The sequence below is a fragment of the Duganella sp. BJB1802 genome (assembly GCF_013369445.1).
Classification (GTDB): Bacteria; Pseudomonadota; Gammaproteobacteria; order Burkholderiales; family Burkholderiaceae_D; genus Rugamonas; species Rugamonas vulcania_A.
In genome coordinates this window covers 545,709-571,002 of sequence record NZ_JABWEF010000001.1, presented here as the reverse complement: position 1 = coordinate 571,002, position 25,294 = coordinate 545,709, and the positions used below count along the sequence as shown (strand labels likewise).

Below are 25,294 nucleotides of genomic sequence, written 5' to 3'. Positions count from 1 at the left end.
GAAATTGTACAGGAGTCCGGTCATGCCGCACACCGCAGCCGGCCGCCGCTTTGCCCCCGCTGCGGGCGGACGCTGCTAAAATGGCAGCCCTTCGGCCCTCGGATCGCACTCTTCATGGTTAAACAGATGTTCCTGCAACGCCAGTTCCTGGTCTTCGTGGCCGGCGGCGTGCTGACCGCGCTGATCGACATCGGCCTGATGCAGCTGGCGCTGCGCGCCGGCCTGCCGCCGCTGACCTCGGCCAGCCTCGGCTTCGTGGCCGGGCTGGTGGTCAACTACGCCTTCCACGCCCGCGTCACCTTCGCCCGCCTGAGCCAGAGCCACAGCATGTGGCGCTACCTGGTGGTGGTGGCGATCAATTACGGCCTGACGCTGCTGCTGGTGGCGCTGGCGCAAGCGCTGCTGGGCAGTCCGCTGGCCGGCAAGCTGATCTCGCTGCCGGTGGTGGCCGCCAACGGTTTCCTGTTGAGTAAATTCTGGGTATTCAAATGACTGCTGACATCGCCACTCCCACCCTGACCTTCGCGCCGGTGCGCTACGACGAGGCCGCGCTGGCCAAGTACGGCGCGCTGTTCGCCGCCTGCTTCCCGGACGCGTCCAAGTTCACGCCGGCCTATCTGCGTTGGCTGTACGCCGACAATCCGGACGGCGCGGCGGCCGGCTACGACGCCTGGGACGGCGAGCGCCTGGCCGCGCACTACGTGTGCGTGCCGGGCGTGGCGCGCATCGGCGGCCAGGACGTGCGGGTGCTGCTCTCGCTCAACACCGCCACCCATCCGGACTACCAGGGCAAGGGCCTGTTCACCAAGCTGGCCGCGCTGACCTACGACAGCGCCCGCGAACAGGGCTACGACGCGGTCTACGGCGTGGCCAACGCCAACAGCACGCCCGGCTTCATCCGCAAGCTGGGCTTCCAGCTGGTGCGGCCGCTGGAGGCGCGGCTGGGCTGGGGCGGGGTCGGCACGCGACCGCACGGCCAGGGCGCGGCAGTCAGCTTCGAGCGCCAGCGCAGCGCGGCCGCGCTGGCCTGGCGCTGCGCCAATCCCGACAACCCGGTACGCATGCGCCGGCACGGCGCGCTGTGGCAATTCGACGCCGCCGCGCTGAGCGTGGCGCGCGCCTACGGCGAACTGGCGCTGCCGGCCGGCGCCGCGCCGGACGCCAACCAGGTGGCCGGCGGCTGGGCGCCGGCGCGCCTGTTCCTCGGCCTGGTGCCGGACAGCGAGCGCCGCTTCACCGGCTACCCGTCGATCCCGCAGCGCCTGCGGCCGTCGCCGCTGAACCTGATCTACCGCTCGCTGTCCGGGCGCGTGGCGCAGCTCGATCCGTCGGCGATCCGCTTCAGCTTCCTCGACTTCGATGCCTACTAAGCGCGCCGCCGGCACGGCGCTGTTCCTGTTCGCCCACCAGGACGACGAGTACGGCGTGTTCCAGGCCATCGAGGACAGCCTGCGACGCGGGCGCCGGGTGGCCTGCGCCTACCTGACCGAGGGCGCGGCCGGCTCCGGCCCGCGCCGCAACGCCGAGTCGCTGGCGGTGCTGGCCGGCATGGGCGTGGACGCGCGCGAGGTGGCCTTCGCCGGCGACCGCCTGGCCATCGTCGACGGCACCCTGCCGCGCCACATGGCGGCGGCCGGCGACTGGCTGCGGGACTGGCTGGCGTCCTTCGACGACGTCGAACTGATTTGCGTGACCGCCTGGGAAGGCGGCCACCACGACCACGACGCGCTGCACTTCCTGGCGGCCCACGCGGCCGAGAAGCTGGGCCTGCTCGCGCGGCTGCGCCAGTACTCGCTGTACAACGCCCGGGGCCGCCGGGCGCCGTGGTTCAACGTGCTGGCGCCGCTGGCGGCCAACGGCGCGGTCGAGCGCACGGCCATCGGCTGGGGCGCGCGCCTGCGCCACCTGGGCCGGCTGCTGCGTTATCCGAGCCAGTGGAAGACCTGGGTCGGCCTGTTCCCCTTCGTGCTGTGGCACTACCTGCGCCACGGCAGCCAGCAGCTGCAGCCGGTCGCGCTGGCGCGGCTGGCGCAACGCCCGCACGACGGTCCGCTGTACTACGAGCAGCGCCGCTTCTACACCTGGGAAGCGATGCAACAGAATATGGCGGAGTGGTTGGCGCACCGGTGAGTTTTGGAGAGATTCTTTCCGCCGTGGGCGGATAGAATGGCGGCGCTCAAACCAACACCGAAAGTAACACGCCGCATGAACCAAGAAAAAAACCTGCACTGGGTGCAGCTGCTGCGCGGTATCGCCGCCGTGCTGGTGGTGCTGACCCATGCCAGGTACCAGTTGCTCGACACGCCCGCCTGGCCGCTGGCCGAGCAGCTGCTCACGCCCGGCGCGATGGGCGTGGACCTGTTCTTCCTCATCAGCGGCTTCATCATGTACTACTCGACCGCCGGCGCCGCCGGCGGCCCGGCCGAGGCGGCGCGCTTCCTGATCAAGCGTTTCGCGCGCGTGTGGCCGGCCTACGCCATCGCCACGCTGGCCTTCGCCTATGTCAGCTACGGCGTCGAATACTTCCATGTGGCCGCCAACCGGCTGGCCTTCTGGCACACGCTGGGCATGCTGCCGTTCGATCCGCGCCAGGCGCCGTACTTCGGCCTGACCCTGGTGGTCGCCTGGACGCTGGAATTCGAGATGTATTTCTACCTGATCTTCGCCGCCAGCATGCTGTTCAAGCGCCTGCGCTGGGCGGCGCTGGTGGGCTGGGTGGCGCTGACGGTGCTGGTGCTGCCGTACGCCGAACGCGGCTTCAATCTCAGCGTCGAGGGCGGTCCGGTGTACCCGGTCGGCTACCTGAGCATCGTGACCAGCCCCTTCGTGCTGGAGTTCCTGATCGGCGTGCTGATCGGCTGGTTGTACAGCCTGCCATGGTTGCGCCTGCGCAGCCGCCAGCTGGCCTGGAACATGCTGGCGCTGGGCGTGACGTTCGCATTGTGGGCGGCCTACAGCGGCGCGGTGAACACCCACGGCCCCAGCCACTACGGCTGGCCGCTGGCGCTGATGGTGCTGGCCATGGCGCTGGCCAGCAAGACCGTGCAGATCCGCGTGCCGGCGCTGTTCCTTTGGCTGGGTTCGATCTCCTACTCGCTGTACCTGACCCATCTGATCACCGGCGCCCTGCTGCAGCACCGCCTGATGGCGAAGGGCCTGGACCCGCTGTGGCACACCTGGCCGTCGGTCATGCTGACGACCGTGTGCTCGGTGGCGATGGCGGCGCTGTCGCACCATTACCTGGAACAGCGGCTGTCCAACCTGGTGCGCGATGGCCTGCTCAAGCTGCTGCCGGCGCGGCCAGCGCCCCAGGCCGCGCCGATGCCGGCCGCGCGCCGCGCTTGAAAACGCTGGCCCCGCCGCCAATATTGCTATACATTTAACCCCTTGTCCGCATGCCCTATGTAGAGGATCTAATGAATTGCATCGTCTGTAAGCAACAAACGGCGCCGGGGCTGTCGGCCTGGCACCGCGTCTGTCCGTCCTGCCGCTACGAGAGCGCGGCGCTGCTGCCCACCATCAACGACGCCGAGGTCCATGTCCACGTGGACGAGACCCAGCGCGAAGCCGGCCTGAAGGCCATCCGCCAGGAAAATTTCGAGACCATCGTCGGCTACGCGGCCGCGCTGGCGCCGCCCGGCGCGCGCCGGCTGCTGGACGTGGGCGCCGCGCACGGCTGGTTCCTGGAGGCGGCGCGCGGCCAGTTCGAGGTGCTGGGCATGGAGCCGGATACGGCCGTGGCGGAGAAGACCGCCGCCCGTGGCCTGCCGGTGCGCAACGGCTTCTTCCCCGACGCGCTGGAGGCGGACGAACGCTTCGACGTGATCGTCTTCAACGACGTGATCGAGCACATCCCGGACATCCACTCGGCGCTGGCCGCCTGCCGCGAACGGCTGTCGCCCGGCGGCATCCTGATCCTGAACCTGCCCAACAGCCGGGGATTTTTCTACCGCCTGTCCAAGCTGTTCGCGCGCGTCGGCTGGCGGGCGCCGTTCGAGCGGCTGTGGCAGAAGGGCCTGCCGTCGCCGCACGTGCACTACTTCGAGGCCGGGAATCTGAGCAAGCTGGTGGGGCAGCAGGGACTGGAATTGCGGCTCAAGGCGGAACTGCCTGCGGTGCGCGCCAAGAGCATGCTGGAGCGCCTGCGCTGCGCCGGCCAGGGTAGCTGGCTGAGCATCTACGCGCAGTACGCGGCCGTCATGCTGACGATCCCGGTGCTGCGCGCCTTCCCCAGCGACATCGTGGTCTGCGTCTACCGCAAACCCTGATCGCCGGGGGCGTGGCTTACTGCTTGGGCGCGCCGCCCAGCAGGAAGGCCAGCTTCTGCTTGGGCTTGGCCGTGGCCGCGCCGCCGAGGCTGGCGGTGGCGGCAGGCGCCGGCGCCTTGGCCGGCTCGTACGGCTTGAGGAACCACGGATCGACCTTCTCGCGGCGGCTGCCGTAGGTCGGTGCGCCGGCGGCGCGCGGTGGACGCTCGCCACGGTCGCTGCGCTCGCCACGTCCGCTGGATGACGACGAGGAGGACGAGAACGACGAAGGCGCGCCACGGCCGCCCTCTTCGCGGCGCGGACGGCGTTCGCCGCGCTCGTCGCCGCCATAGCTCGGGGCCGGGTTGAAGCCGGTCAGCTCGCCGCGGCGGATGGTCTGCTTGATCAGTTTCTCGATGTCGGCCAGCAGGCGTTCATCCTTGTCCGAGTAGATCGACAGCGCGTCGCCCGAGGCGCCGGCGCGGCCGGTGCGGCCGATGCGGTGGACATAGTCCTCGGCGTTGTACGGCAGGTCGTAGTTGATCACGCACGGCAGGTCGGTGATGTCGAGGCCGCGCGCGGCGACGTCGGTGGCGACCAGGATGTCGATCTCGCCCTTCTTGAACGATTCCAGCGCGGCCATGCGCTCCTGCTGGGTCTTGTCGCCGTGGATGGCGACCGCCTTCATGCCCTCCTGCTCCAGCCCCTTGGCCAGGCGCGAGGCGCCGATCTTGGTGTTGGAGAAGATGATCACCTGTTTCAGTTCGCGCTGGCGCAGCAGATGCGCGGTCAGCGCGTGCTTCTGGTTCTCCGGCACCTTGTAGACCACCTGGGTGACCTTGTCGGCGGTCTGGTTGCTGCGCGCCACCTCGATCGTCACCGGGTTGGTCAGGAAGGTGTTGGCCAGCTTCTTGATCTCCGGCGAGAACGTGGCCGAGAACATCAGGTTCTGGCGCTTGGCCGGCAGCAGGTTGATGATGCGCTGCAGGTCGGGCAGGAAGCCCATGTCCAGCATGCGGTCGGCCTCGTCCATGACGAGCATCTGCACTTGGCCCAGGCTGATGTTCTTCTGCTCGACGTGGTCCAGCAGGCGGCCCGGCGTGGCGATGACGATCTCGACGCCGGCCTTGAGGATGACGGTCTGGCCCTTCATGTCCATGCCGCCGAACACCACGGTCGAGCGCAGCGGCGTGTGCTGGGCGTAGGCCTTGACGTTCTCGGCCACCTGCACCGCCAGTTCGCGGGTCGGCGTGAGGATCAGCGCGCGCACCGGATGGCGCGCCGGCGAGGTGCTGGCGCTGGCGTGGGCCAGCAGCATCTGGATGATCGGCAGCGCGAAGCCGGCGGTCTTGCCGGTGCCGGTCTGGGCCGCGCCCATGACGTCGCGCCCCTGCAGCAGCACCGGGATGGCCTGGGCCTGGATCGGCGTCGGGTGGACATAGCCCTGGTCGGTCAGCGCGCGCAGGATGGCCGGCGACAGGCCGAAGTCGGCGAAGCGGACCTGGTCGGGTTCGGCGGCGGGCGCGGCGGCGACTGGCGCGGCCTCGACGACAGGCGCGGCTTCGACCGCGGCTTCGGCGGCTGGGGCGGCTTCGACGGCGGGCGCGGCGGCGGCCACGGCGTCGGCAGCGGCTTCCGGAGCGGCGGACTCAATAACGGTCGGGGTGGTGATCTCGGTTTCGGACATAGTGTGTGCGGCGGCCCTGCGGCGGACAGCCAAGCTTTCTTCAATTAACAGATCTGCGCTGCCGGCCCGGGCTTGGTGTACGACTTGGAGGAAGTGCGGAAGGACCGGCGGGGCGGCGCGCGCTTAGCAGGATACAATGAGCGCCGTAAACTATACCCTAATTTCCGGCAACTGCGCTAAAAACCGCCGGCTTTTATATTAAAACCCTTGCATCAATGGTATGTATAATAGCCAATCTGATCAGAATATCGTTTACTTTCGAGCGCAGCTCCGCCCGCGCAACCCGTTACGCCACCGGATATCCCACCACCATGCACGTGCTTCCGCCGGTCCTGCGCCGCTGCCCTTCCCTATTGCTGTCCTGTTTGCTGATGCTGAGTTTCCTGCTGGCCTGGCTGCCGCCCGCCGACGCCGGCGCCGCGCCGGCGCCGTCGCTGCGCTTCAAGAAGCTGGGGCCGCTGGGCGGCGATGAGCCGTCGATGCTCTCGCTGCTGCAGGACCGCAAGGGCTTCGTCTGGGTCGGTACCCACACCAACGGCCTGTACCGCTACAACGGCTACCAGGCGGTCAAGTACACCAACAACCCGTCCGACCCGCACAGCCTGCCGCACGACCGCGTCTCGGCCATCTACGAGGACCGCCAGGGCCGCATCTGGGCCGGCACGCAGAACGGGCTGGCGCGCTTCAACCCGGAGAGCAACGACTTCACGCTGTTCGCGCCCACCGGCAAGGCGCCCAAGAACCACCGCATCATCAAGAACATCATCTCCGACGGCAAGAACGGCATGTGGGTGGGCAGCTGGGGCGGCCTGCAGCACTTCGATCCCAACACCGGCAAGTTCACCGTCTACGCCCACGACGACGCCGACCCGGCCAGCCTGGCCAGCAACGACCTGAACGCGCTGGCGCTGGACGCGCAGGGCGGCGTGTGGATCGGCACCTGGCCGGGCGGGCTGGACTACCTGGCGCCGGGCGCCACCGCCTTCCGCCACCACCAGGTCGATCCGGCGCCCAAGCCGGACGCGCGCGTGAACATCGTGCGCGCGCTGCAGTTCGACCGGAACGGCATGCTGTGGATCGGCACCGAGTCGGGCGTGATCCGCTGGGACGGCAAGCGCGACTGGGACACCCGCCAGGCCATCGCCTCGCCGTACAGCCGCATCACCAACTTCAACCTCGACAACAAGGGCACGCTGTGGTGCACCACGCTGTCGGCCGGCCTGCTGCGCTGGAACGAGGCCAGCGGCGAGTTCGACCAGTTCGTGCACGCGGCCGACGATCCGTACAGCCTGCCCGGCGACAACCTGCGCGCGGTGATGCAGGACCGCGGCGGCATGCTGTGGATCGCCTCCTTCACCGACGGCATCAGCCTGGCCAACCTGTCGAGCGAGGGCTTCACCCGCCACGTGCCGTTCCGCATCGACAGCCGCTCGGCGCCGGCCAGCAACGCGCTGCTGAGCCTGGCCCGCGCGCCGGGCGGGCGCATCTGGCTGGGCGGGAACGTCGGCATGAGCTTGTACGATCCGGCCACCAGCACCGTGATAAAAAGCTACCGCGCGGACGATAAGAAACCCGGCATGCTGAGCCACTCCATCGTCTACAGCATGTACCAGGACGACGACGGCAAGGGCCCGCTGTGGCTGGGCACGTCCAACGGCCTGAACCGGTTGGACACGCCCGACAGCCCGTTCCAGGTCATCCACTTCGGCAACACCGCCAGCGACTACATCAACGCCATCGCGCCCGGCGCCGGCGGCGTGCTGTGGCTGGCCACCGGCAACAGCCTGATCCGCTACGAGATCAAGACCGACGCCCGCAAGATCTACTACAACGATCCGCAGGACCCGAACACGCGCAGCGTCAACGGCACCTCGGCGGTGCTGGAGGACCGCGCCGGGCGCGTGTGGGCCGGCTCGGAATGGAACGGCGGCGGGCTCGACCTGCTGGACCCGGCCACCGGCAAATTCCGCCACTTCCGCCACGCCGGCGCCGACCGCGCCAGCCTGAGCGACGACAACATCGCCAGCCTGCACGAGGACGCGCAGGGCCGCATCTGGGTCGGCACCAGCAAGGGCCTGGACCTGGTGGTGTTCGGCGCGGACGGCCAGGTCAGCTTCAAGTCCTACGCGGCCGCCATGCGCGCGCCCAAGATCCTCGCCATCGAGCACGACCTCGACGGCAAGATCTGGTGCAGCACCATCGCCGGCCTGTACCGGCTGGACCCGGCCAACGGCCAGGTCAGCCACTTCAGTCCGTCGGACGGGCTGACCGAGGGCTACACCGTCAACTCCTCGTCCATGGGCCAGAACGGCGTGCTGTACTTCGGCGGCGTGCACGGCATGACGGCGGTGACGCCGTCGGCGGTACGCACCAGCTCGGTGCCGCCGCAGGTGGCGATCACCGACATCACCGTGTTCAACCACTCGCTGCAGGACGGCAAGCCGGGCGAGAACGTCAAGGCCGAGGGTCCGGTCACCTCGCCCACCGCGCTGACCTTGTCGTCGCAGGCCTCGGTGTTCTCGCTGGAGTTCGCCGCGCTGCACTACACCGAGCCGGCCGAGAACCGCTACGCCTACCAGTTGCAGGGCTTCGACCGCGACTGGGTGCACACCGACGCCGCCCACCGCAGCGCCAGCTACACCAACCTCAACCCCGGCCACTACGTGTTCCGGGTCAAGGCCGCCAACCACTTGGGCGTGTGGAATCCGGAGCCGGCCACGCTGGCCATCACCATCACGCCGCCGTTCTGGCAGCGCTGGTGGTTCCGCGTGGGCGCCGCCGCGCTGGTGCTGGGCTCGCTGATGCTGGCCTACAAGATCCGCATCGCCCGCCTGACCCGCCACCAGGCCGAGCTCAAGCAGCTGGTGGCCGCGCGCACGCGCGAGCTGGAGGAATCGAACCGCAAGCTGGCCGCGCTCAGCACCACCGACGGCCTGACCGGCGTGAGCAACCGGCGCGGCTTCGACCTGGCGCTGGAAGCCGAATGGCGGCGCGCGGCGCGCACCGGCCAGACGGTGGCGCTGTCGATGCTGGACGTGGACTACTTCAAGAAGTACAACGACCACTACGGCCACCTGGCCGGCGACTCGGCGCTGCGCACCGTGGCCGAGCTGATCACCGCGCACGGGCGGCGCACCACCGACCTGGTGGCGCGCTACGGCGGCGAGGAGTTCGCGCTGCTGGCGGCCGCCACCGACGCGGCCGACGCCTTCGGCGTGGCCGAGGAGATCTGCGCCGAGCTGGCGCGCAGACAAATGCCGCACGAGCAGTCGCCGTTCGGCATGCTGACCATCAGCATCGGCGTGGCGGTGATGCGGCCGACCGAGGACAGCTCGCCCGAGCTGCTGGTGCAGATGGCCGACCGCGCGCTATACCGCGCCAAGGAAAAGGGACGCAACATGGCGTTGCTGGCCATGCCGCCGGCATGATGGACGCGAACCGTAACCCGGCGCCGGACGACGATCCGATGCCGCAGCCGCCACAGCCGCCCGAGCCGGGCGATTGCTGCCACAGCGGCTGCACGTTCTGCGTCGAGGACCTGTACCAGGACGCGCTGGAGCGCTACCGCGCCGCGCTCACGGCCTGGCGCGAGCGGCATCCCGGCGCCTGAGTCGTTCCCGCGCAGGCGGGAACGACGCTAGAACGTCTCCCACTCATCGCTGGCGGGAGCCTTGGCGGCCTGCTTGATCGCCGGCTTGACCACCGCCGCGCGCACCGGCGCCGCCACCTGCTTGCGGCGCGGCGCCGGACGCACCGCCGGCGCGCTGGTCTCCAGCAACTTGAACACGCTCACCACCTCGCTCAACTTGCCGGCCTGATCCTGCATCGACTCGGCCGCCGCCGCGGCCTGCTCCACCAGCGCGGCGTTCTGCTGCGTCACCTGGTCCATCTGCACGATGGCGGTGTTGACCTGCTCGATGCCGTGGCTCTGCTCCACGCTGGCCGAGGTGATCTCGGCCATGATGTCGGTCACGCGGGTGATGCTGGCGACGATCTCCGCCATGGTCTGCCCGGCCTGGTCGACCAGCTGCGAGCCGGTCTCCACCTTCTCCACCGAATCGCCGATCAGCTGCTTGATGTCCTTGGCCGCCGCCGCCGAGCGCTGCGCCAGGTTGCGCACCTCGGACGCCACCACCGCGAAGCCGCGTCCCTGCTCGCCGGCGCGGGCCGCCTCCACCGCCGCGTTCAGGGCCAGGATGTTGGTCTGGAACGCGATGCCGTCGATGACGGCGATGATGTCGACGATCTTGCGCGACGATTCGTTGATCGAGGCCATGGTGCCGACCACCTGTCCCACCACGTCGCCGCCCTTGACCGCGATGCCGGACGCCGACTGCGCCAACTGGTTGGCCTGGCGCGCGTTGTCGGCGTTCTGCTTGACGGTGCTGGTCAACTCTTCCATCGACGAGGCCGTCTCCTCCAGCGAGCTGGCCTGCTCCTCGGTGCGCGCCGACAGGTCCTGGTTGCCGCTGGCGATCTCGCTGGACGCGGTGGCGATGGTGTCGGTGCCGCTGCGCACCTGGCTGACCAGCTGCTGCAGATTGCCGGTCATGTCCTGCAAGGCCTGCATCAGCTGGCCCGTCTCGCAGGCCGAGCTGACGGCGATGGTGCGGGTCAGGTCGCCGCCGGCGACGTCGCGCGCCAGCGCCACCGCCTCCTGCAGCGGCGTGGCCACGATGCGCGCCACCCACACGGCCAGCGCCATGCCGATGACGATGTTCAGCACCAGCAGCACGATGGCGGTCCAGCGCGCGCTGCTGAAGGTGGCGCTGGCGGCCGCGCTGGCGGCCTCGCCGCCGTCCGAGTTCAGCTTGACCAGCTTGTTGACGGTGGCGGTCAGCTCGCCCAGCAACTTGGCCGAGTTGGCGCTGGCCACGGCGCGCGCCTCGACCTTCTGGTTGGCGCGCGACAGCGTCATCATTTTCTCGTGTTCGATCATGAACGCGGCCAGGCTCTTGTCGAATTCGCCGGCCAGCGTTTTTTCCTCACCCTCGTTGATCACCTTCTCGTAGGCCTGGCGGTGGGCCTTGAGGGTGGCCAGGGTGTCGTCCATGCGCTTTTCGTAGCCGGCCATGGCCTGCGGGTCTTCGTTGAGCAGGTGCGCCAGCTCCCAGCGGCGATAGTCGCCGACGTCGCCGCGCAGCTCCAGCACCGCGCGCACGCTGGGCATCCAGTTCTGCGCCAGGTCGGTGGACGCCTGGTTGACCTTGCCCATCGACAGAATGGTGCACACGCCCATCACCAGCGTCAGCAGCAGCACCGCGCCGAACGACACGATGAGCTTGGTGGCTATTCTCAGGTCGTAAAACCATTTCATTACATTCTCCTCATCGCTGACTTGGGCCATCCAGTATGCAACGATGTCGGGCCCGCCACCAGCGCAAGGCGGGAAATGTGTTCTCAAAGCAACAGTTCAAGGATGGGCCGCGCCGAAATCGAACAGGTTCATCAGGTCGCCGATGGCCGGGCGGTTGCGCGGCACGTAGGGCGCGGCCTTGTCGTGCACCGGGTTGGGCAGGTTGTCGCGGCTGCGCGCCGACAGCGGCGGCAGCGACCAGTTGCGCTCGATGAACTTGGCGATCGAGGCGTGGTCGTAATACGTGTGGTCGACCACGCCCTTTTTGGCCCACGGCGAAATGGCCAGCAGCGGGATGCGCGTGCCGTCGCCGAAGAAGTCGATCGCCTGCACGTAGCCGGAATCGTAGTAGCCGCCGCCCTCGTCGAAGGTGACCAGCACCACGGTGTTCTTCCACAGCGCCGGGTTGGCCTGCACCCGCTCCAGCACGCCGGCCACCAGCTCGTCGAAGCTGGTTTCCATCGCGTAGCCGGGATGGCCGGAGATGCTGTCGTACGGGGCGATCACGGCCACCGACGGGAACGTGGCGGCATCCTTGACGTCGACGTAGAACTGCATCAGGTCGACCAGCTTGTCCTTGTCGGGGCCGTTCATCGTCGAGCTGAAGAAGGTCGGCGTGTCGCACATGCCGCAGTATTCCTTGTCGACTTTCTTGCCGTCGTTGCGGCCGCCGCTATACCACTTCCACGACACGCCGCCGGCCGTCATGGCGTCGCCGATGTGCGGCATGGTCTGCGGCGGCAGCAGGAATTTGTCCGGTCCCAGCGGCAGCGCCTCGCCCATCGGGCCGAACGCGGGGTCGAGATTGTTGACCATGTAGTAGTGGCCGGGCGCGCAGTTGCCGTCGTTGAAGGCCGGGTATGGCAGTTGCGACAGCAGCTGTCGGATGCCCGCCACACCGGGCTGGGCCGGATCGGAACAATTGACATAGGTGCCACCGCGATAGCCGTCCTCGGTGTACCAGTTGTTGGTGCCGGGCTGGGCGTCGGGGTTCTCGATCTGCTTGGCCGGCGGCACGGCGGCCGCGCCGGCCTCCGTGTAGTAGCCGACGTCGGCCGTGGCCAGCGCGAAGTAGTTGACGGTGGTGCCGCCCATGACGGGCTGGTGGTAGTTGTCGGCCAGCGCGTACTGGTCGGCCAGCTTCTTGAACAGCGGCGCGTCGCCGCGCGCCATGTTGTAGAAGCCCATGGCCACCGCGCCCTGGCCGGTCTTGCCGGGCGCGAGCGGCGCAGGATTGCTGGGGCCGGGACCGGTCTGGTCCGCCACCCAGACGAACATATCGTTCCTGCCGCCGTCGACCTGCTGCCACATCTGGAAGAAGCGATGGGTCGGGTCGCCGGTGTGGGCGCCGTAGCCGACGTGGTGGGTGATCTGGAACGGGCCGTTGGGCAGGTTGGACGGGAAGCGCGCGTCGGGCACGTCCTGCCGCTGGCCGAAGGCGCCGCCGGCCCAAGGCTGCGGCAAAGTGCCGTAGACGCCGTTGAAGTCCGGCGTCGGCGTGTAGGCGCCGGTGGACAGGCCCAGTTTCTGCGCCGCGTCCGCGAAGCGCGGGCCGGGCGTGCCGTCCCTGTTGACGATTTTCTTCGACAACAGGTTGGCCACCGTCTGGCCCTTGCGCGGCTGGTAGACGCCGTACAGGTTGTCGAAAGTGCGGTTCTCGCCGACCAGCACGATCACGTGCTGGATCGGCGTGGAGGCCGCCCCGCTGGCCGCTGCGGCGGCCGAAGATATCAACGCACCGCAGACCAGCGCCAGCAGGGGACGGGCCATTTACAGCTTGCCGTTCAGCGTGACGAACACCTGGCGCGGCGCGCCGGTCAGCAGCGTTTGCGCGGTGCCGTTGATATCGCTGGCCTGGAAGCCGTTGGTGCCGATCGAGCCGATGTACTGCTTGTCGAACAGGTTGGTCACGTTCACTTGCAGCGACAGGTCCTTCAGCATGCCCATCGACTTCAGCTTGTAGCCGGCCGACAGGTTGGCCAGCCAGAACGATGGCACCGAGGCGTCGTTCAGGTAGGTGTAGTAGCGCTTGCCGGTGTACTTGCCGCCGACGCGGGCGAACCAGGTGCCGCTCTCATACGAGGCTTCGGTGTTGAACAGCGAGCGCGGCGCATCGACCACCTGCTTGCCGCTGACGGCCACCAGGTTGGCGCCGTCCTGGTAGTTCGACTTGTACTTGGAGTCGTTGAAGGTGTACGAGTTGAACCAGCTGATCTCGCGGTTGATCTTCCACACGGCGATCGCTTCCAGGCCCTTGGTGTCGACCTTGCCGACGTTGACGAAGGTCGACGGGCAGCCGACGATGCCGGCGCAGGTGGCCACGCTCAGTTGGCGGTCGTCGAAGCGGGCGTTGTAGACCGCCACCGAACCCTGGATGTCGGCGCGCTTGAAGCGGTAGCCGAGGTCGATGTTGACCGAGGTCTCAGGCTTGAGCTTGGCGATGCCGGCGTTGTACGCGGCCTGGGTCTGCGAGAACGGACCGCTCACGCCCGGCTGGAACGCGCGCATGTTCTTCGAGGCCGAGGCGAACACTTCGTCGTCGGCGCTGATGGCGTAGTTGACGCCGGCCTGCGGCAGGAATTTCTTCTCGGCGTCGAGCTCGCCGGCGGCGCGGGTGCCGATCAGGTTGGTGGCCTTGATGTCCACGTCCATCGCCTTGAAGCCGGCGTTGAACTTCAGCTTGCCGTCCATGGCGCTGAAGGTGTCGGCCACGTAGTACTGCGAGGTGGTGGTGACGAAGTTCTGCTTGAAGTCGGTGCGGAACGGATTCGACAGGAAGAACATGGTGTCGGCCGGGCCGGTCACCTTGTAGTAGTTGCGGCTGACGTTGTGGTTGCTGCGCTCGCCCCACAGGCCGGCGGTGATGGTGTGGCTGCCCAGTTCCCAGGTCAGGTCGCTGGTGACGCCGTCGCGGCCGATCGAGTACTCGGTGGTGCGCAGCGAGATCGGGTTGGCGGCGTCGGTCGCCACATACGGCGTGTACCAGTGGCCCTGGCCGTCGTTGTCGTGGTGGTAGATGGTGGTCTTCAGTTCGACCGATGGGCCGAAGTTCAGCGCCAGGGTCAGGCCGCCGATGGTGTCCTTGCGCAGGCCGCCGGCCGAGTAGTAGGCGTCGTCTTGGCTGTTGACGCCGCCGGTGAACTTGTTGCGTGCGGCGTCCACCGCGCGCTGCCAGTCGGGCTGGTAGTTGTCCCAGCCGTAGCCGAGGCGCTTGACCATTTCCAGCGACACGTCCTGGTAGTCGACTTCGCGGCGGTCGGAATAGTTGAGGAAGCCGGTCAGGCTGTTCTCGCCGAAGTTGAACACGAACTTCGAGTTCAGCTGATCCTGGTCCTGGCCGCCCTCGCCCTTGGTCTTGTCGGTGCGCTGGCGGGTGCCGCTGATGTAGGCCTTGACGACGTTGTTGATCAGGCCGGTATCGACGCGGGCGAAGGTGCGCGAGGTCGAATCGCTGCCGAAGGTTTGCGCGAAGGTCAGGCCGCGCGTGTCGCTCGGGTTCAGCGTGAAGAATTGCACGGTGCCGCCCAGGTTGCTGGTCGAGGCGGTGCCGACCGCGCCGGCGCCCTGCGATACCGTCACGTTGCCGACGTTTTCCGAGGAGATGGCGCGGCTGATGTGCAGGCCGTTGTTGTTACCGTAGCTCATGTCGCCCAGCGGCACGCCGTCCAGCGTGAAGCCCAGCTGGTTCTGGTTGAAGCCGCGCACGCTGAAGCGGGTCGACCACTCGTAGGCGCCGAACGGATCGGCGGACTGGAAGTTCACACCTGGCAGTTTTTCCAGCACCTTGAGCGGGCTGGTGCCCGGCAGCGCTTCGGCCAGGTCGGCCTTGTTGATGTTCTGCACCTGACGCGACTGGCCACGGCCGGTGATTTCCACCGTTTGCATAGGACCGACGACGGCGCCGGCCACCGAGCTGTCGGCGGCGGCATCGGCCGCGTCGGCGGCAGCGTAAGCGTGGCAAGCGAGGGCTTGCAGGACCACCAGGCACAATGGTTTCAAAGGGAAGCGCTGTTGCATGATTTGTTTTTCTTTCTTGCTGGTTAGTGTGGACTAGGCTTGGAACTAAACTCGCAAGATTGTAGGAACTGCATGTGACGCGGCGATGACGGGAATGTGACGGCTTGGTGACATGACAACAAACAACCAGGCGGACTTGAGGTAAGCTGGAAGTTCTTGTCCTTTGTGGAGGTTCCCATGCGGCGATGGTGTGTATTGCTGGCGGCAGCTTGCCTGGCCTTGTCGGCGTGGGCGGCCGAGCGGACCTTTCCGGCCAACGCCCAGCGCGGGAAGATGACGCCCGGCTATTTCCCGGAAGTGGGCATCGACGGCGCCACGCGCCGCTTGTCGCCCGCCGCGCGCATCTTCAACCAGGACAACCTGATCGAGATGCCGGCCGCGCTGCGCGGCAGCGACATCGTGGTCAACTACACGGTGGACGGCGAAGGCAGGATCGACCGCATCTGGATCCTGACCGCCGGCGAGGCGGCGCAGAAGCTCCCTGCGTCAAGCGCTAAATAGCGAAGCTATCGGCGTGCGGCCTGGCGAGCAGGCCGCATGCAAAAAGCAGCAGTTCCTCCGCCGGGATGGGCCGGGAGATGTGATAGCCCTGCAGATAATGGCAACCCATCTTTTCCAGGATGGCCGCCTGGCCGGCGGTCTCCACGCCCTCCGCCACCAGTTGCAGGCCCAGGCTGTGGCCCATGGCGATGATGGCGTGCACCAGGTTGTTGCTGCGCTCGCTGTGCTCAATATCCATGACGAAGGCGCGGTCTATTTTCAGCGTGTTCAGGTGGAACTGGGTCAGGTAGCTGAGCGATGAGTAGCCGGTGCCGAAGTCGTCCAGCGAGATGCTGACGCCAAGTGCGCGCAACTGCGCCAATACCGCATGCACCTGGCCGCCATCGTCGATCAACACCCGCTCGGTCAATTCCAGCTCCAGCTGGCGCGCGGCCAGGCCGTTGCTGGCCAGCGCATGCCGCACCAAGCCGACAAAGGCCGGATCGGCCAGCTGCCAGGCCGAGACGTTGATGCTGATGGTGATCTCCTCCAGCGCGCCGGATTTCCATTGAGCCACCTGGCGGCAGGCCTGGTTCAGCACCCAGGTGCCAAGTTCGACGATCATGCCGCTATCTTCGGCGACCGGGATGAAACGGTCCGGCGGCACCGCGCCCAGCAGGGCGCTGTCCCAGCGCAGCAGCGCCTCCACCTTGGTCAGCTTGCCGGTGTGGGAATTGGTGATGGCCTGGTAGACCAGGCGGAATTCGCCGGCCTCGATGGCGCCGCGCAAGGCGCCGTCGATCACCAGCGCATCCTTGGCGGCGGCGTTCATGGCGTCGTTGAAGAAGCGCATCTCGCCGCGGCCGGCTTTCTTGGCTTCGTACATGGCGATGTCGGCGTTGCGTATCAGCGTATCGCTATCGCCGCCGTGCAAGGGATAGCAGGCAATGCCGACGCTGGCCGATACGCCGATCGCGTGGTGCGACAGGTTGAAGCTGTCGGCCATGATGGCGATGACGGCGGCCGCGCAGTCGCTGGCCATTTTCTCGCTGCCATCCCGTGGCAGGCCGGGCAGGACGACGATGAACTCGTCGCCGCCGAAACGGGCCAGCACATCCTGCGGGCGGAGGATGCCGTGCAGGCGGCGCGCGAACTGACGCAGCAATTCGTCGCCGGCGGCGTGGCCGAAGGAATCGTTGACGCGCTTGAACTTGTCCAGGTCGATGAACAGGACGGCGCACTCGCCGTCGGAGAAGGCGGCGTTGGCGACCTCTTCCTCCAGCCGCTTGGACAGCGCGTGGCGGTTGAAATAGCCGGTAACGGGATCGATGCGCGCCGCCTGGTGCAGCAAATCGTCCTTCTTTTGGCGTTCGCTGACGTCCAGCAACTGGACCAGGCAGTACAAACGGCCGCGCTCCTCATACGGCGAGCCCAGCATCTCAACCGGCAGTTTATTGCCGTTATGCAATGTGATGGTTACCCTGTCGACGGTGGGAAATTGCACACCGGGGGCCAGGAAGCGGCTGAAATACTGATCCGCCATTTCCCGGGTGAGGCCGGGAAGCAGTTCGCAGACATGGCGGCCGATCAGGTCGGCGGGACCATTGAATCCCAGCAGGCGGGCGCAGCGTTCGTTGGCCACCATGACATAGCCGCGCCGGTCCCGGATCAGGAAGCCGTTGCTCAGGCTGTCGATGGTGCGGGCGTAGCGTTGCTGGATTTCATCCTGCACTGCGTAGATCAAGCCCAGCATGCTCAGGGTCTTAAGGACGGTCGTGCCGGCAAACCAGATCAGATATAACTCGGGGCCCAGCGTTACCGCACTCAGGACATTAAAACCGCCGCGCAGAATAAGCGTAATACCCAACAGGCGATAGCGGTTTTTATGCTTGATCAAACGCTGCCCGCACCAGAACATGACCACGCCCAATATGGCGGCGCTGCCAGGCGGGACTATCGCCGGATCCTTCAACCAGACGGCATAACATATTCCGGCAATTAATATTCCAACTGGAAGTATCCAGCGTATTTGATATCGATGTAATTCGCCGAGAAAGTATTTAGTACCACTCCAATAACCTATCATGCTGCCGCTAAGCAAAGCGGCGCAAAGCGGGATACGCAACGATTCAGATAAAACCCGGTCGCCGATAAACCAGGTGATAATTCCGAACATTACCGACAGCTGTCCCAATCCCCAGAATAAGGCGTGCTTTTCCTTGCGCTGCATCAGCCAGAGGAAAATAAGCAATGTGCACAGAATAGCGTCGGCCGCAAAGGCTGCCGCTACTGCGGAGAGGTGGGCGTAATTACTGAGGTCCGTGCTCATATATATCGGCCGTCATCTGGCCCGGAATCCTGTGGCGCTGTTTGGGGGGTGACTATCTCCATTGTAAGCTGAACGGCCGCGTAGACGGTATCGCAGGCCGGCCGAAGTGTTGCCTATTAGCACAATACCCATCTTCGTCCGGAAAAGGGCGTACAACCCTGCTTTTTATGCCAGAAATTGGCATGTACCTGCCAGCTTCCAGCTTGACCTGGGTGATCGCCGACGGCGCCTGTCAAACAAACAGGGAAATAGCCAGGGCCCACATGACCACCGCGATCACGCCATCCAATATCTGCCAGGCGCGCGGCTTGGCGAATATCGGCGTTAAATAGCGGGCGCCCAAACCCAGGCTGCTAAACCAAACCAATGACGCAAGCATGGCCCCGAGCGCGAAATACAGGCGCCCATTGCCCGGCTGCTGGCCGCCTATCGACCCAAGCAGCACAACGGTATCCAGATAAACATGGGGATTCAACAGGCTGAAAGCCAACATGGCGGCAATGACGGCGCCGCGATCGCCGGCGGGATTATTCTCGCCCGCCTTTAATACACCGGGATTCAAAGCCGACCGCGCCGCGCGCAAGCCGTACCAGAAAAGAAATCCCGCGCCGGCGATTTTTATCCAGAATAGCAATGCCGGCGCTTCGACGATTAATTTCCCCATGCCCGCCACGCCCATTCCTATCAGAACGACGTCGCAGATAACACAGATGGCGATGCAGGTTAAAACAAATTCGCGTTTCAACGCCTGTTTTAACAGGTAGGCGTTCTGCGAGCCGATAGCGACAATTAAACTACCGCCAAGGCCCATCCCTTTTAAAAAAGCCGTCACTTCCATATTTTTTCTCCCAGAACGATGAGGACAGCTTAAACTCCACGGGAAGATAAGTATAATTAATATTACTGACCAAATATTAGAGGCGCTAATGAGGCAAGTTGACTATCGCGGCCTGGCGGCGTTGGACGCCGTCATCGACTATGGCAGTTTCGACAAGGCGGCCGTCGCGCTTTCCATCACCCAATCGGCCGTTTCGCAGCGCATCCGCATGCTGGAAAACAGTGCCGGCGAGTTGCTGATCGTCCGCAGCCAACCGCCCTCGCCCACCGAGGCCGGACAGCGATTGATCGCCCACTACCGCCAGGTCCGGCTGCTGGAGGCGGTGCTGCTGCATCGGCCGGAGTCCGGCGAGGCGAGGCCGGAAATCGCCATCGCCGTCAACGCCGACAGCGCCGCGACCTGGGTCCAGGAAGCCGTGACGCCGCTGATGAGCAGCGGCGAATGCCTGCTCCACATCCGCCTGGACGACCAGGACCATACCTTGACGATGTTGCGGGAAGGCCGGGTATTCGGCTGCGTGACCAGCGAATCGGCGCAAGTTGCCGGGACAACATCGACGCCGCTGGGCGCGATGCGCTATCTCTGCGTGGCCAGCCCGGCGTTTGCCCGGCGCTGGTTCCCGGACGGCATGACGGCCGCCGCCGTGCAACAGGCGCCGGCGCTGAATTTCGACCGCAAGGATGCGCTGCAGGAACGCTACATCGCCCGCCGCACCGGCTACACCGGCCACTATCCCCATCATTCCTTCGCCAGTTCGGACGGGTTTGTGCGGTTTGTCGAGGCGGGTTTCGGCTACGGCATGCTGCCGATATTGCAGTGCGAACAGCAATTGAGGGCTGGAAAGATGGTGGAGCTGACCCCCGGCGATTATCTGGATGTGCCGCTGATCTGGCACATGTGGGACATCCAGACCACCTTTACGCGCGCATTGTCGGACAATGTGATCTCAACCGCGCGCAAATGGCTGCTTTAAGGCCTGTTGTCCAGCGCCGCCAACTCCTGCCGGACGCGTTCTTCCCACTCGGCCGGGTCCGGTTCGTAGGTGACGGACGGCTCGGCCGGACCCAAGGCCTGCAAGGCCCCGGTGCGCTGGTAGAGCATGACCGAGGTCCAGGCCACCGTCCCGGCCGGGAATTGGTATAGCAATTTGAACGCAGGATGGTTCAAGGGATAGGTGGTGGTGCTGACCAGCGCGCCTTCCTGCATCTCGCGCGCCAGCTTTCCGGCGATGGCATCCATCAGAGGACCGAAGCAGGTGCTGTACATGAACACCAGACTGGCGCCACGCACGTCGACCTTGAACAGGTCCGCCTCGATGAAGGCGATGCGCGACGCCAGGTCGAGCAGGTGCCGGCCGCTGGCCTCGCCGCCAAACGGCAGTTGCAGCGGGGTGTCGGGCGCCAGCGGCGTCGGCAGCGCGGCCAGCCCCTGACGCGCCAGCGCCAGCAAAGCGTCGAGGCGCCGGACCGCCAGCGCGTGCCGGTAGCCCATCAGCTCCACGCCGATGCAGCGCTGGAACGGAAACGCCAGCGCCGCCGACATCACCACCTTGCCCAGGCCGCTGCCCAGATCGACCATCACGCCGCCGGGACGGATGACCGTGGCGATCGCATCGAAGTAATTCTCCAGTTCGAAGCGCTGGAGTTCGCCGTAGATCAAGCCGCCGTCCTCCACCAGCCAGGCGCGCAGCTCGGCATCGCTGATCTGCTCCAACGGACGAAAATCGGGCGGCGGCGCGGTGCGCGGCAACATGCCATGCGGCAGCAAGCTCGCGGGCAAGGTGCCGATGATCGCGCCGCGGTGCGGACGCAAGCGCTGCAGCAGATAGTCGCGGCGCGACTTGTCTTCCACGCAGGCGCGCAGCGCGTAGCCGATTTCGATAAACGGAAGGAAAGGAGAACCGGGCGCCAACTCCAGCGGCGGGCGCACATGCTGTTCGCCGCCCTGTATGCTCTGGAACAAGGCCTCGAACAGATCGGCCGGATGCCGGAAACCGGCGACCGGTGGCGGCGCCGTCTCGTGGGTACGAAATGCCGGCGCGCTCCGCATGTGCAGTGGATCAGGCGCGCAGGGTGGCCAGCATCTGGTCGACGCTGTCATGCGCCGCCTGCCAGCCCGAGCTGGCCAGCACCGGCGCGCAGACCGGGCAAGCCTCGAACGGATTGCAGTCGTGCTGCAACTCCTGGTAGAACTTGCCCACCACCGACTTGCCCACATAGGAATCGACCGACAGCGGCTTGGCTTTCGGCGCCACAGACGCCTTGGCCGGCACGAAATCGGCCCCGCCCGGTGCCAGCCAGCGCTCGAAAGGCTCGGTCGGCTTGCCGTCGGGCACGTACCACGATTTGCGCTCGCCATTCCAGCGCGCACCCAGCGCCTTGGCTTCGTCTTTTTCCGCAAACGGAACTTTTAAAAACATCATTGTCGCTACTCCGCTAATGGAAGCAGTCATTTTACATGCACGCCCGGTTGACTGCACCGCCCTTCACGCATATAGTTGCCAAAAGCAAGCATTTGGAGGATTTGATGGATATGCAACAGCAGGCCGACGTTGTGCGGCAATTCAACCGCTACTACACCGTGCACCTGGGCCTGCTGCGCGGGCGCTACCTGGACACCGACTATTCGCTCAGCGAAGGCCGCATCATGTACGAACTGTCGCTGAATCCCGGCTGTACCGCCAACCATCTGCGCACCAAGCTGGACCTGGACGCCGGCTACATGAGCCGGCTGCTGCGCTCCCTCGGCGAGCGCGGCCTGGTCCACGGCGAACGCTCGCCGCAGGACAAGCGCGCCACCCTGCTGAGCCTGACCGACGCCGGCCAGGCCGTGATCGCCGACATCAACCACCGCGCCTCGGCCGAAACGGTGCGCATGCTGGCGCAGCTGGGCGCAACGCAGCGCGCGGAATTGCTGGACGCGATGCGCAAGGTGCAGCACATCCTGTCGACGCCGGCCACGCGCGTGATCCGCGCCACCGCAGCCGAGCTGGACGATGCCCGCCACCTGCTGCACGAATACTTCGACGTCATCAACGTCGTGCTGCGCGACGACGACGACGCCATCCGCGCCTTCCTCAACGACGCCAGCTCGGCGATGTGGATCGCCTACGTGGACGGCGAGGCGGCCGCCTGCGTGGCCATGCGCCCGCTGCAGGAAGTGGCCGGCGCGACCGAATGCAAGCGACTGTACGTGGCCGACCGTTTCCGCCGGCGCGGCCTGGCCGAGGCGCTGATGCAGGCGCTGGAAAGCCACGCCGCTCAGGCCGGCTACAACGCCGTCTACCTCGACACCAAGGACGACCTGCACGCGGCGATCCGGCTGTACGACCAGCTGGGCTATGAACGCTGCGAGCGCTACAACGACAATCCGCAGGCGACCATCTTCATGCGCAAGCGGATAAAGTGATGGCGCCGTGCCGTCTGTGAGAAAATCCCGGATTGGATTCTACTCGCGACAACAATGCCCATCATCGAACCTATCACCCTGACGCTGGCCGAACTGGCCAGCCGTTGGAACCAGACCAGCCGTCAAGTGCTCGAACAAGGCCTGCCGATGTATTTCTACTTCGACGGGCTGGTGTTCGACTTCGGCGACAAATGGCACCGCGCCAACGGCGACGTGCAGGAACAGCAGGCTCTGGAAGCGCACCAAACGCGCCTGTCCACGGTCGACCTCGACCTGCAACGGCAAGCGCTGCACAAACGCGGCCTGCTGAAATTGACGCAGTGGGAGGACGCGCTCGGCGATGAGGCGATGCGCAACCTGCAGGCCGAGTCCGACCGCCTGCACAAGGAAATCGAACGCCTGACGGCGCTGCTCAAAGAGCGCAACGAAGAGCGTCAGCACCACGTGCGCAACGGCCTGTTGCGTGCCGCGCCGCGCACCCTGCGCGACATCGCCCAGCACGGTCAAAGCAAGTTCCCGCAATTCGCCTTCATGCCGAACTCCCCCGCCGGCAACGAGAAGATTGCCGCCGGCGCCGTGGTGGCGCTGGAGGATGGCTTCCCGGTGAAGCTCATGCTGACCGAGGTGGATCTGGTGATCGCGATGCTGGATGTGCGGACGGCGGAGGCGGCCGAAAAACCCTAGCCTCGTCGCTAAACTAGAGACTGCTTTTTCGCCGCAACAATCGTAGTCCATTGGCCACAACCAGGAGACTAGCTCCGACGTCTGCGAACACCGCCATCCACAGCGTTGCGAAGCCAGCGACAGCTAGCCCGAAGAAGACCAGCTTGATGCCCAAGGCAGTCGCGATGTTTTGCATCAGTATCGCGCGGGTCCGACGGCTCAGCCTGATGAAGCCTACGATTTTATGCAGGTCGTCATCCATCAGAGCCACGTCCGCAGTCTCGATTGCGGTATCGCTGCCGGCCGCCCCCATCGCGAATCCAACTTCTGCCTGGGCAAGCGCGGGCGCGTCGTTAATGCCGTCGCCGACCATGCCCACCGCTCCGTACCCGGCTTGAAGAATTCGGATCGCGTCCAATTTATGCTCGGGCAGCAGTTCAGCCTGCACCTGCTGGATACCTACTTGAGCAGCGGTGCTCGTCGCTATAGCGGCATTGTCGCCGGTCAGCATGACGGTCCTGACACCGATGTCGTTCAGCTCTTTGATAGCCGCGGCCGCGCCGGGACGAACCACATCAGCGATGTAAATAACGCCAACAACCTCAGTCTGCACGGCCAGGAAAACCTTGGTGCAAGCCGTGTCCGTTTCGCCCAGGCCAGGTGTCGCCTCATGTGGCAGCGGAATACCGGCTTCCGCCATCAGCCGGGCATTGCCCAGGAAGTAGACGCATTTTTCAATTTCGCCCTTCACGCCCAAGCCGGGCAATGCCTCGAATTTGCTCACGGACTTCAGTTCTGTCGCGACTGGTCCCGCGCGCATAATGGCCATGGCCAAGGGATGCGTGGAATTCGCGTCAAGGCTTGCGGCCAGGAGAAGAACGTCGTCCTTTGCATGCTTGCCTTGGGCGCTCACCGAGGTCACTTGAGGGCGGCCTTCGGTTAAAGTTCCAGTCTTATCGACTGCAATCACCTTCAGCTGATGGCCCATCTCCAGAAACTGACCACCCTTGATCAAAATCCCCGCTCGGGCCGCGGCGGTCAGTCCGCTGACAATCGTGACCGGCGTCGAAAGCACCAAGGCGCAGGGACACGCGATGACCAGCATGACCAGCGCCTTATAAAGCCAGACGCTGAACGATACGCCGAATACGACAGGCGGGAGGACAGCCACAACGATAGCCAAGCCCACCACCACCGGCGTGTAGTATCTGGCGAAGTGATCGACAAAGCGCTGGGTTGGAGCCTGGTTGCCCTGCGTCTCGTCGATCACCCGAATAATTTTCGCGAGCACGCTGTCGCTATTGCTCGCGGAAACTTGAATTTCCAGGACACCGTTTTCATTGATCGTGCCGGCATACACCGTGTCGCCGACAACCTTAGCCACCGGCATGCTTTCGCCAGTGATCGGCGCCTGATTCACCGAGGAGTATCCCGCTGTGACTCTTCCATCGAGGGCGATGCGTTCGCCCGGCCTGACGCGCAGCAGGTCTCCCACGTTGACCGCTTTAACGCCCACCTCCGTCCACTCGCCGGCCGTCCACACCAACGCGACCTCGGGGGCCAGCCGCATCAGTTTGTTGACGGAATTGCGGGCGCGATTGAGCGCCAAACTCTCGATCAACTCAGCGACCGCGAACAAGAAAGTCACCATCGCCGCTTCCGGCCACTGGCCAAGAACCAGCGCCCCGCCAACCGCCACACACATCAGGAAGTTGATGTTCAAGGTCAGTGTCTTTAGCGCGATCCATCCTTTTTTGAGCGTTGGCAGTCCGGCCGCGACCATCGATACCGCCGCCAACCCGGCTATCCAGGGAGATGTGTCGGTGCCGGTAGTCCAAGCCGCCACCTCCGCCAGCACGGCGCAAATTCCCGAGACCGCGAGGAGAGCCTTCTGCCGCAGACTTAGCGCAGCCGAGGGGCCTTTGGCGCGGCTGCCCGGCTCCCCCTGTGCCACCAGGGTGGTCGGCATCCCGATTGACCGCAGCGCTTGCTCGATGGCAGCCCTGTTTTCCACATCCTGATGGACCGTCAGCTTGCGCGCAATCAAATTGAACTCAAGGTCGACGACACCGGACATCCCCTCCAGCTTGTTGCGGATGAGCCGCTCTTCGACCGCACAATCCATGTTTTCAATATGGTAGACAGTTGAGCTCACTCCCGGCCCAGGTCGGATTGGCGCCGCAGGGGCGCCGCTGGCGCAGGCATTATCACCAGAACAGCATGGTTCGTTCTTCATAGTCGTGGATGTCGCGCGCGCGAGTGGTAGGAG

The 25,294-nt window shown here is 65.7% G+C and carries 20 protein-coding genes; 11 read left to right on the top strand and 9 right to left on the bottom strand.

The window, feature by feature from the left end; translation table 11 throughout:
• The first annotated feature begins 114 nt into the window (after window positions 1-114).
• From HUX88_RS02645 to HUX88_RS02625, 5 genes are all read left to right on the top strand, one after another.
• Window positions 115-492, top strand: coding sequence for a GtrA family protein (locus HUX88_RS02645; protein ID WP_117011933.1), 378 nt, complete (start codon window positions 115-117; stop codon window positions 490-492).
• The gene (locus HUX88_RS02640) at window positions 489-1,370 is read left to right on the top strand and encodes a GNAT family N-acetyltransferase (RefSeq protein ID WP_176360713.1); all 882 of its coding nucleotides are present in this window, start codon (window positions 489-491) and stop codon (window positions 1,368-1,370) included. Before HUX88_RS02645 ends, HUX88_RS02640 begins: the two co-directional genes overlap by 4 nt.
• Complete coding sequence (locus HUX88_RS02635; RefSeq protein ID WP_176360712.1) at window positions 1,360-2,130, top strand: PIG-L deacetylase family protein; 771 nt, start codon at window positions 1,360-1,362, stop codon at window positions 2,128-2,130. The genes HUX88_RS02640 and HUX88_RS02635 overlap by 11 nt, the downstream gene beginning before the upstream one ends.
• Before the next feature lie 75 nt (window positions 2,131-2,205).
• Window positions 2,206-3,345, top strand: a complete 1,140-nt coding sequence (locus HUX88_RS02630) for an acyltransferase (protein WP_176360711.1) — start codon at window positions 2,206-2,208, stop codon at window positions 3,343-3,345.
• A 71-nt stretch (window positions 3,346-3,416) separates the two neighbouring features.
• Window positions 3,417-4,268 (top strand): bifunctional 2-polyprenyl-6-hydroxyphenol methylase/3-demethylubiquinol 3-O-methyltransferase UbiG, encoded by an 852-nt coding sequence (locus HUX88_RS02625; RefSeq protein ID WP_176360710.1) that lies wholly within the window; start codon window positions 3,417-3,419, stop codon window positions 4,266-4,268.
• Between the two features lie 16 nt (window positions 4,269-4,284).
• Here HUX88_RS02625 and HUX88_RS02620 read toward each other — a convergent pair whose 3' ends face one another.
• Window positions 4,285-5,934, bottom strand: coding sequence for a DEAD/DEAH box helicase (locus tag HUX88_RS02620; RefSeq protein ID WP_176360709.1), 1,650 nt, complete (start codon window positions 5,932-5,934; stop codon window positions 4,285-4,287).
• A 311-nt stretch (window positions 5,935-6,245) separates the two neighbouring features.
• Between HUX88_RS02620 and HUX88_RS02615 the strand changes: the two genes are divergently transcribed.
• A complete protein-coding gene (locus tag HUX88_RS02615) occupies window positions 6,246-9,362 on the top strand; it encodes a diguanylate cyclase (RefSeq protein ID WP_176360708.1) in 3,117 nt (1,038 codons plus the stop codon).
• A complete protein-coding gene (locus HUX88_RS02610; protein ID WP_373886742.1) occupies window positions 9,359-9,544 on the top strand; it encodes an oxidoreductase-like domain-containing protein in 186 nt (61 codons plus the stop codon). Before HUX88_RS02615 ends, HUX88_RS02610 begins: the two co-directional genes overlap by 4 nt.
• A gap of 27 nt (window positions 9,545-9,571) precedes the next feature.
• Here the strand turns inward: HUX88_RS02610 and HUX88_RS02605 are convergent, their stop codons facing one another.
• The 3 genes from HUX88_RS02605 to HUX88_RS02595 form a co-directional block, all read right to left on the bottom strand.
• Window positions 9,572-11,251, bottom strand: coding sequence for a methyl-accepting chemotaxis protein (locus HUX88_RS02605; protein ID WP_176360707.1), 1,680 nt, complete (start codon window positions 11,249-11,251; stop codon window positions 9,572-9,574).
• Between the two features lie 96 nt (window positions 11,252-11,347).
• A complete protein-coding gene (locus tag HUX88_RS02600) occupies window positions 11,348-13,060 on the bottom strand; it encodes an alkaline phosphatase family protein (RefSeq protein ID WP_176360706.1) in 1,713 nt (570 codons plus the stop codon).
• Window positions 13,061-15,289, bottom strand: coding sequence for a TonB-dependent receptor (locus HUX88_RS02595; protein ID WP_229219161.1), 2,229 nt, complete (start codon window positions 15,287-15,289; stop codon window positions 13,061-13,063). It lies immediately after the preceding gene.
• Window positions 15,290-15,484: 195 nt separating this feature from the next.
• On the opposite strand from HUX88_RS02595, the gene HUX88_RS02590 reads away from it, so the two are divergent.
• Window positions 15,485-15,808: a hypothetical protein gene (locus HUX88_RS02590; RefSeq protein WP_175041603.1), complete on the top strand. Its 324-nt coding sequence runs from the start codon at window positions 15,485-15,487 to the stop codon at window positions 15,806-15,808.
• Here HUX88_RS02590 and HUX88_RS02585 read toward each other — a convergent pair.
• Window positions 15,801-17,540, bottom strand: a complete 1,740-nt coding sequence (locus HUX88_RS02585) for a bifunctional diguanylate cyclase/phosphodiesterase (RefSeq protein WP_229219160.1) — start codon at window positions 17,538-17,540, stop codon at window positions 15,801-15,803. The genes HUX88_RS02590 and HUX88_RS02585 overlap by 8 nt on opposite strands.
• A gap of 808 nt (window positions 17,541-18,348) precedes the next feature.
• Window positions 18,349-18,954 carry a LysE/ArgO family amino acid transporter gene (locus HUX88_RS02580; RefSeq protein ID WP_176360704.1) on the bottom strand — a complete coding sequence of 202 codons (606 nt, stop codon included), beginning with the start codon at window positions 18,952-18,954 and terminating at the stop codon, window positions 18,349-18,351.
• 88 nt (window positions 18,955-19,042) lie between these two features.
• Between HUX88_RS02580 and HUX88_RS02575 the strand changes: the two genes are divergently transcribed.
• Complete coding sequence (locus tag HUX88_RS02575; protein WP_176360703.1) at window positions 19,043-19,927, top strand: LysR family transcriptional regulator ArgP; 885 nt, start codon at window positions 19,043-19,045, stop codon at window positions 19,925-19,927.
• Here the strand turns inward: HUX88_RS02575 and HUX88_RS02570 are convergent.
• Both HUX88_RS02570 and HUX88_RS02565 read right to left on the bottom strand, forming a co-directional pair.
• Complete coding sequence (locus HUX88_RS02570; RefSeq protein WP_176360702.1) at window positions 19,924-21,003, bottom strand: histone methylation protein DOT1-like protein; 1,080 nt, start codon at window positions 21,001-21,003, stop codon at window positions 19,924-19,926. The genes HUX88_RS02575 and HUX88_RS02570 overlap by 4 nt on opposite strands.
• 10 nt (window positions 21,004-21,013) lie before the next feature.
• On the bottom strand, window positions 21,014-21,376 hold the full coding sequence (locus HUX88_RS02565; protein ID WP_176360701.1) for a DUF5710 domain-containing protein: 363 nt from the start codon (window positions 21,374-21,376) through the stop codon (window positions 21,014-21,016).
• Between the two features lie 104 nt (window positions 21,377-21,480).
• Between HUX88_RS02565 and HUX88_RS02560 the strand changes: the two genes are divergently transcribed.
• Window positions 21,481-22,362, top strand: a complete 882-nt coding sequence (locus HUX88_RS02560) for a helix-turn-helix domain-containing GNAT family N-acetyltransferase (protein ID WP_229219159.1) — start codon at window positions 21,481-21,483, stop codon at window positions 22,360-22,362.
• 54 nt (window positions 22,363-22,416) lie between these two features.
• On the top strand, window positions 22,417-23,046 hold the full coding sequence (locus HUX88_RS02555) for a hypothetical protein (protein ID WP_176360700.1): 630 nt from the start codon (window positions 22,417-22,419) through the stop codon (window positions 23,044-23,046).
• Window positions 23,047-23,059: 13 nt separating this feature from the next.
• Here the strand turns inward: HUX88_RS02555 and HUX88_RS02550 are convergent, their stop codons facing one another.
• Entirely contained in the window at window positions 23,060-25,261 is a 2,202-nt protein-coding gene (locus HUX88_RS02550) for a cation-translocating P-type ATPase (RefSeq protein WP_176360699.1), read from the bottom strand.
• Between the last annotated feature and the right edge of the window lie 33 nt (window positions 25,262-25,294).

Bases quoted from the DNA above. Each gene is read 5' to 3' on its own strand.
- HUX88_RS02550 (WP_176360699.1), bottom strand. From the start codon at position 25,261: ATGAAGAACGAACCATGCTGTTCTGGTGATAATGCCTGCGCCAGCGGC.
- HUX88_RS02610 (WP_373886742.1), top strand. From the start codon at position 9,359: ATGATGGACGCGAACCGTAACCCGGCGCCGGACGACGATCCGATGCCG.
- HUX88_RS02605 (WP_176360707.1), bottom strand. From the start codon at position 11,251: ATGAAATGGTTTTACGACCTGAGAATAGCCACCAAGCTCATCGTGTCG.
- HUX88_RS02645 (WP_117011933.1), top strand. From the start codon at position 115: ATGGTTAAACAGATGTTCCTGCAACGCCAGTTCCTGGTCTTCGTGGCC.
- HUX88_RS02560 (WP_229219159.1), top strand. From the start codon at position 21,481: ATGGATATGCAACAGCAGGCCGACGTTGTGCGGCAATTCAACCGCTAC.
- HUX88_RS02585 (WP_229219160.1), bottom strand. From the start codon at position 17,540: ATGCTGGGCTTGATCTACGCAGTGCAGGATGAAATCCAGCAACGCTAC.
- HUX88_RS02615 (WP_176360708.1), top strand. From the start codon at position 6,246: ATGCACGTGCTTCCGCCGGTCCTGCGCCGCTGCCCTTCCCTATTGCTG.
- HUX88_RS02555 (WP_176360700.1), top strand. From the start codon at position 22,417: ATGCCCATCATCGAACCTATCACCCTGACGCTGGCCGAACTGGCCAGC.
- HUX88_RS02590 (WP_175041603.1), top strand. From the start codon at position 15,485: ATGCGGCGATGGTGTGTATTGCTGGCGGCAGCTTGCCTGGCCTTGTCG.
- HUX88_RS02640 (WP_176360713.1), top strand. From the start codon at position 489: ATGACTGCTGACATCGCCACTCCCACCCTGACCTTCGCGCCGGTGCGC.
- HUX88_RS02600 (WP_176360706.1), bottom strand. From the start codon at position 13,060: ATGGCCCGTCCCCTGCTGGCGCTGGTCTGCGGTGCGTTGATATCTTCG.
- HUX88_RS02565 (WP_176360701.1), bottom strand. From the start codon at position 21,376: ATGATGTTTTTAAAAGTTCCGTTTGCGGAAAAAGACGAAGCCAAGGCG.
- HUX88_RS02575 (WP_176360703.1), top strand. From the start codon at position 19,043: ATGAGGCAAGTTGACTATCGCGGCCTGGCGGCGTTGGACGCCGTCATC.
- HUX88_RS02580 (WP_176360704.1), bottom strand. From the start codon at position 18,954: ATGGAAGTGACGGCTTTTTTAAAAGGGATGGGCCTTGGCGGTAGTTTA.
- HUX88_RS02635 (WP_176360712.1), top strand. From the start codon at position 1,360: ATGCCTACTAAGCGCGCCGCCGGCACGGCGCTGTTCCTGTTCGCCCAC.
- HUX88_RS02630 (WP_176360711.1), top strand. From the start codon at position 2,206: ATGAACCAAGAAAAAAACCTGCACTGGGTGCAGCTGCTGCGCGGTATC.
- HUX88_RS02620 (WP_176360709.1), bottom strand. From the start codon at position 5,934: ATGTCCGAAACCGAGATCACCACCCCGACCGTTATTGAGTCCGCCGCT.
- HUX88_RS02625 (WP_176360710.1), top strand. From the start codon at position 3,417: ATGAATTGCATCGTCTGTAAGCAACAAACGGCGCCGGGGCTGTCGGCC.
- HUX88_RS02570 (WP_176360702.1), bottom strand. From the start codon at position 21,003: ATGCGGAGCGCGCCGGCATTTCGTACCCACGAGACGGCGCCGCCACCG.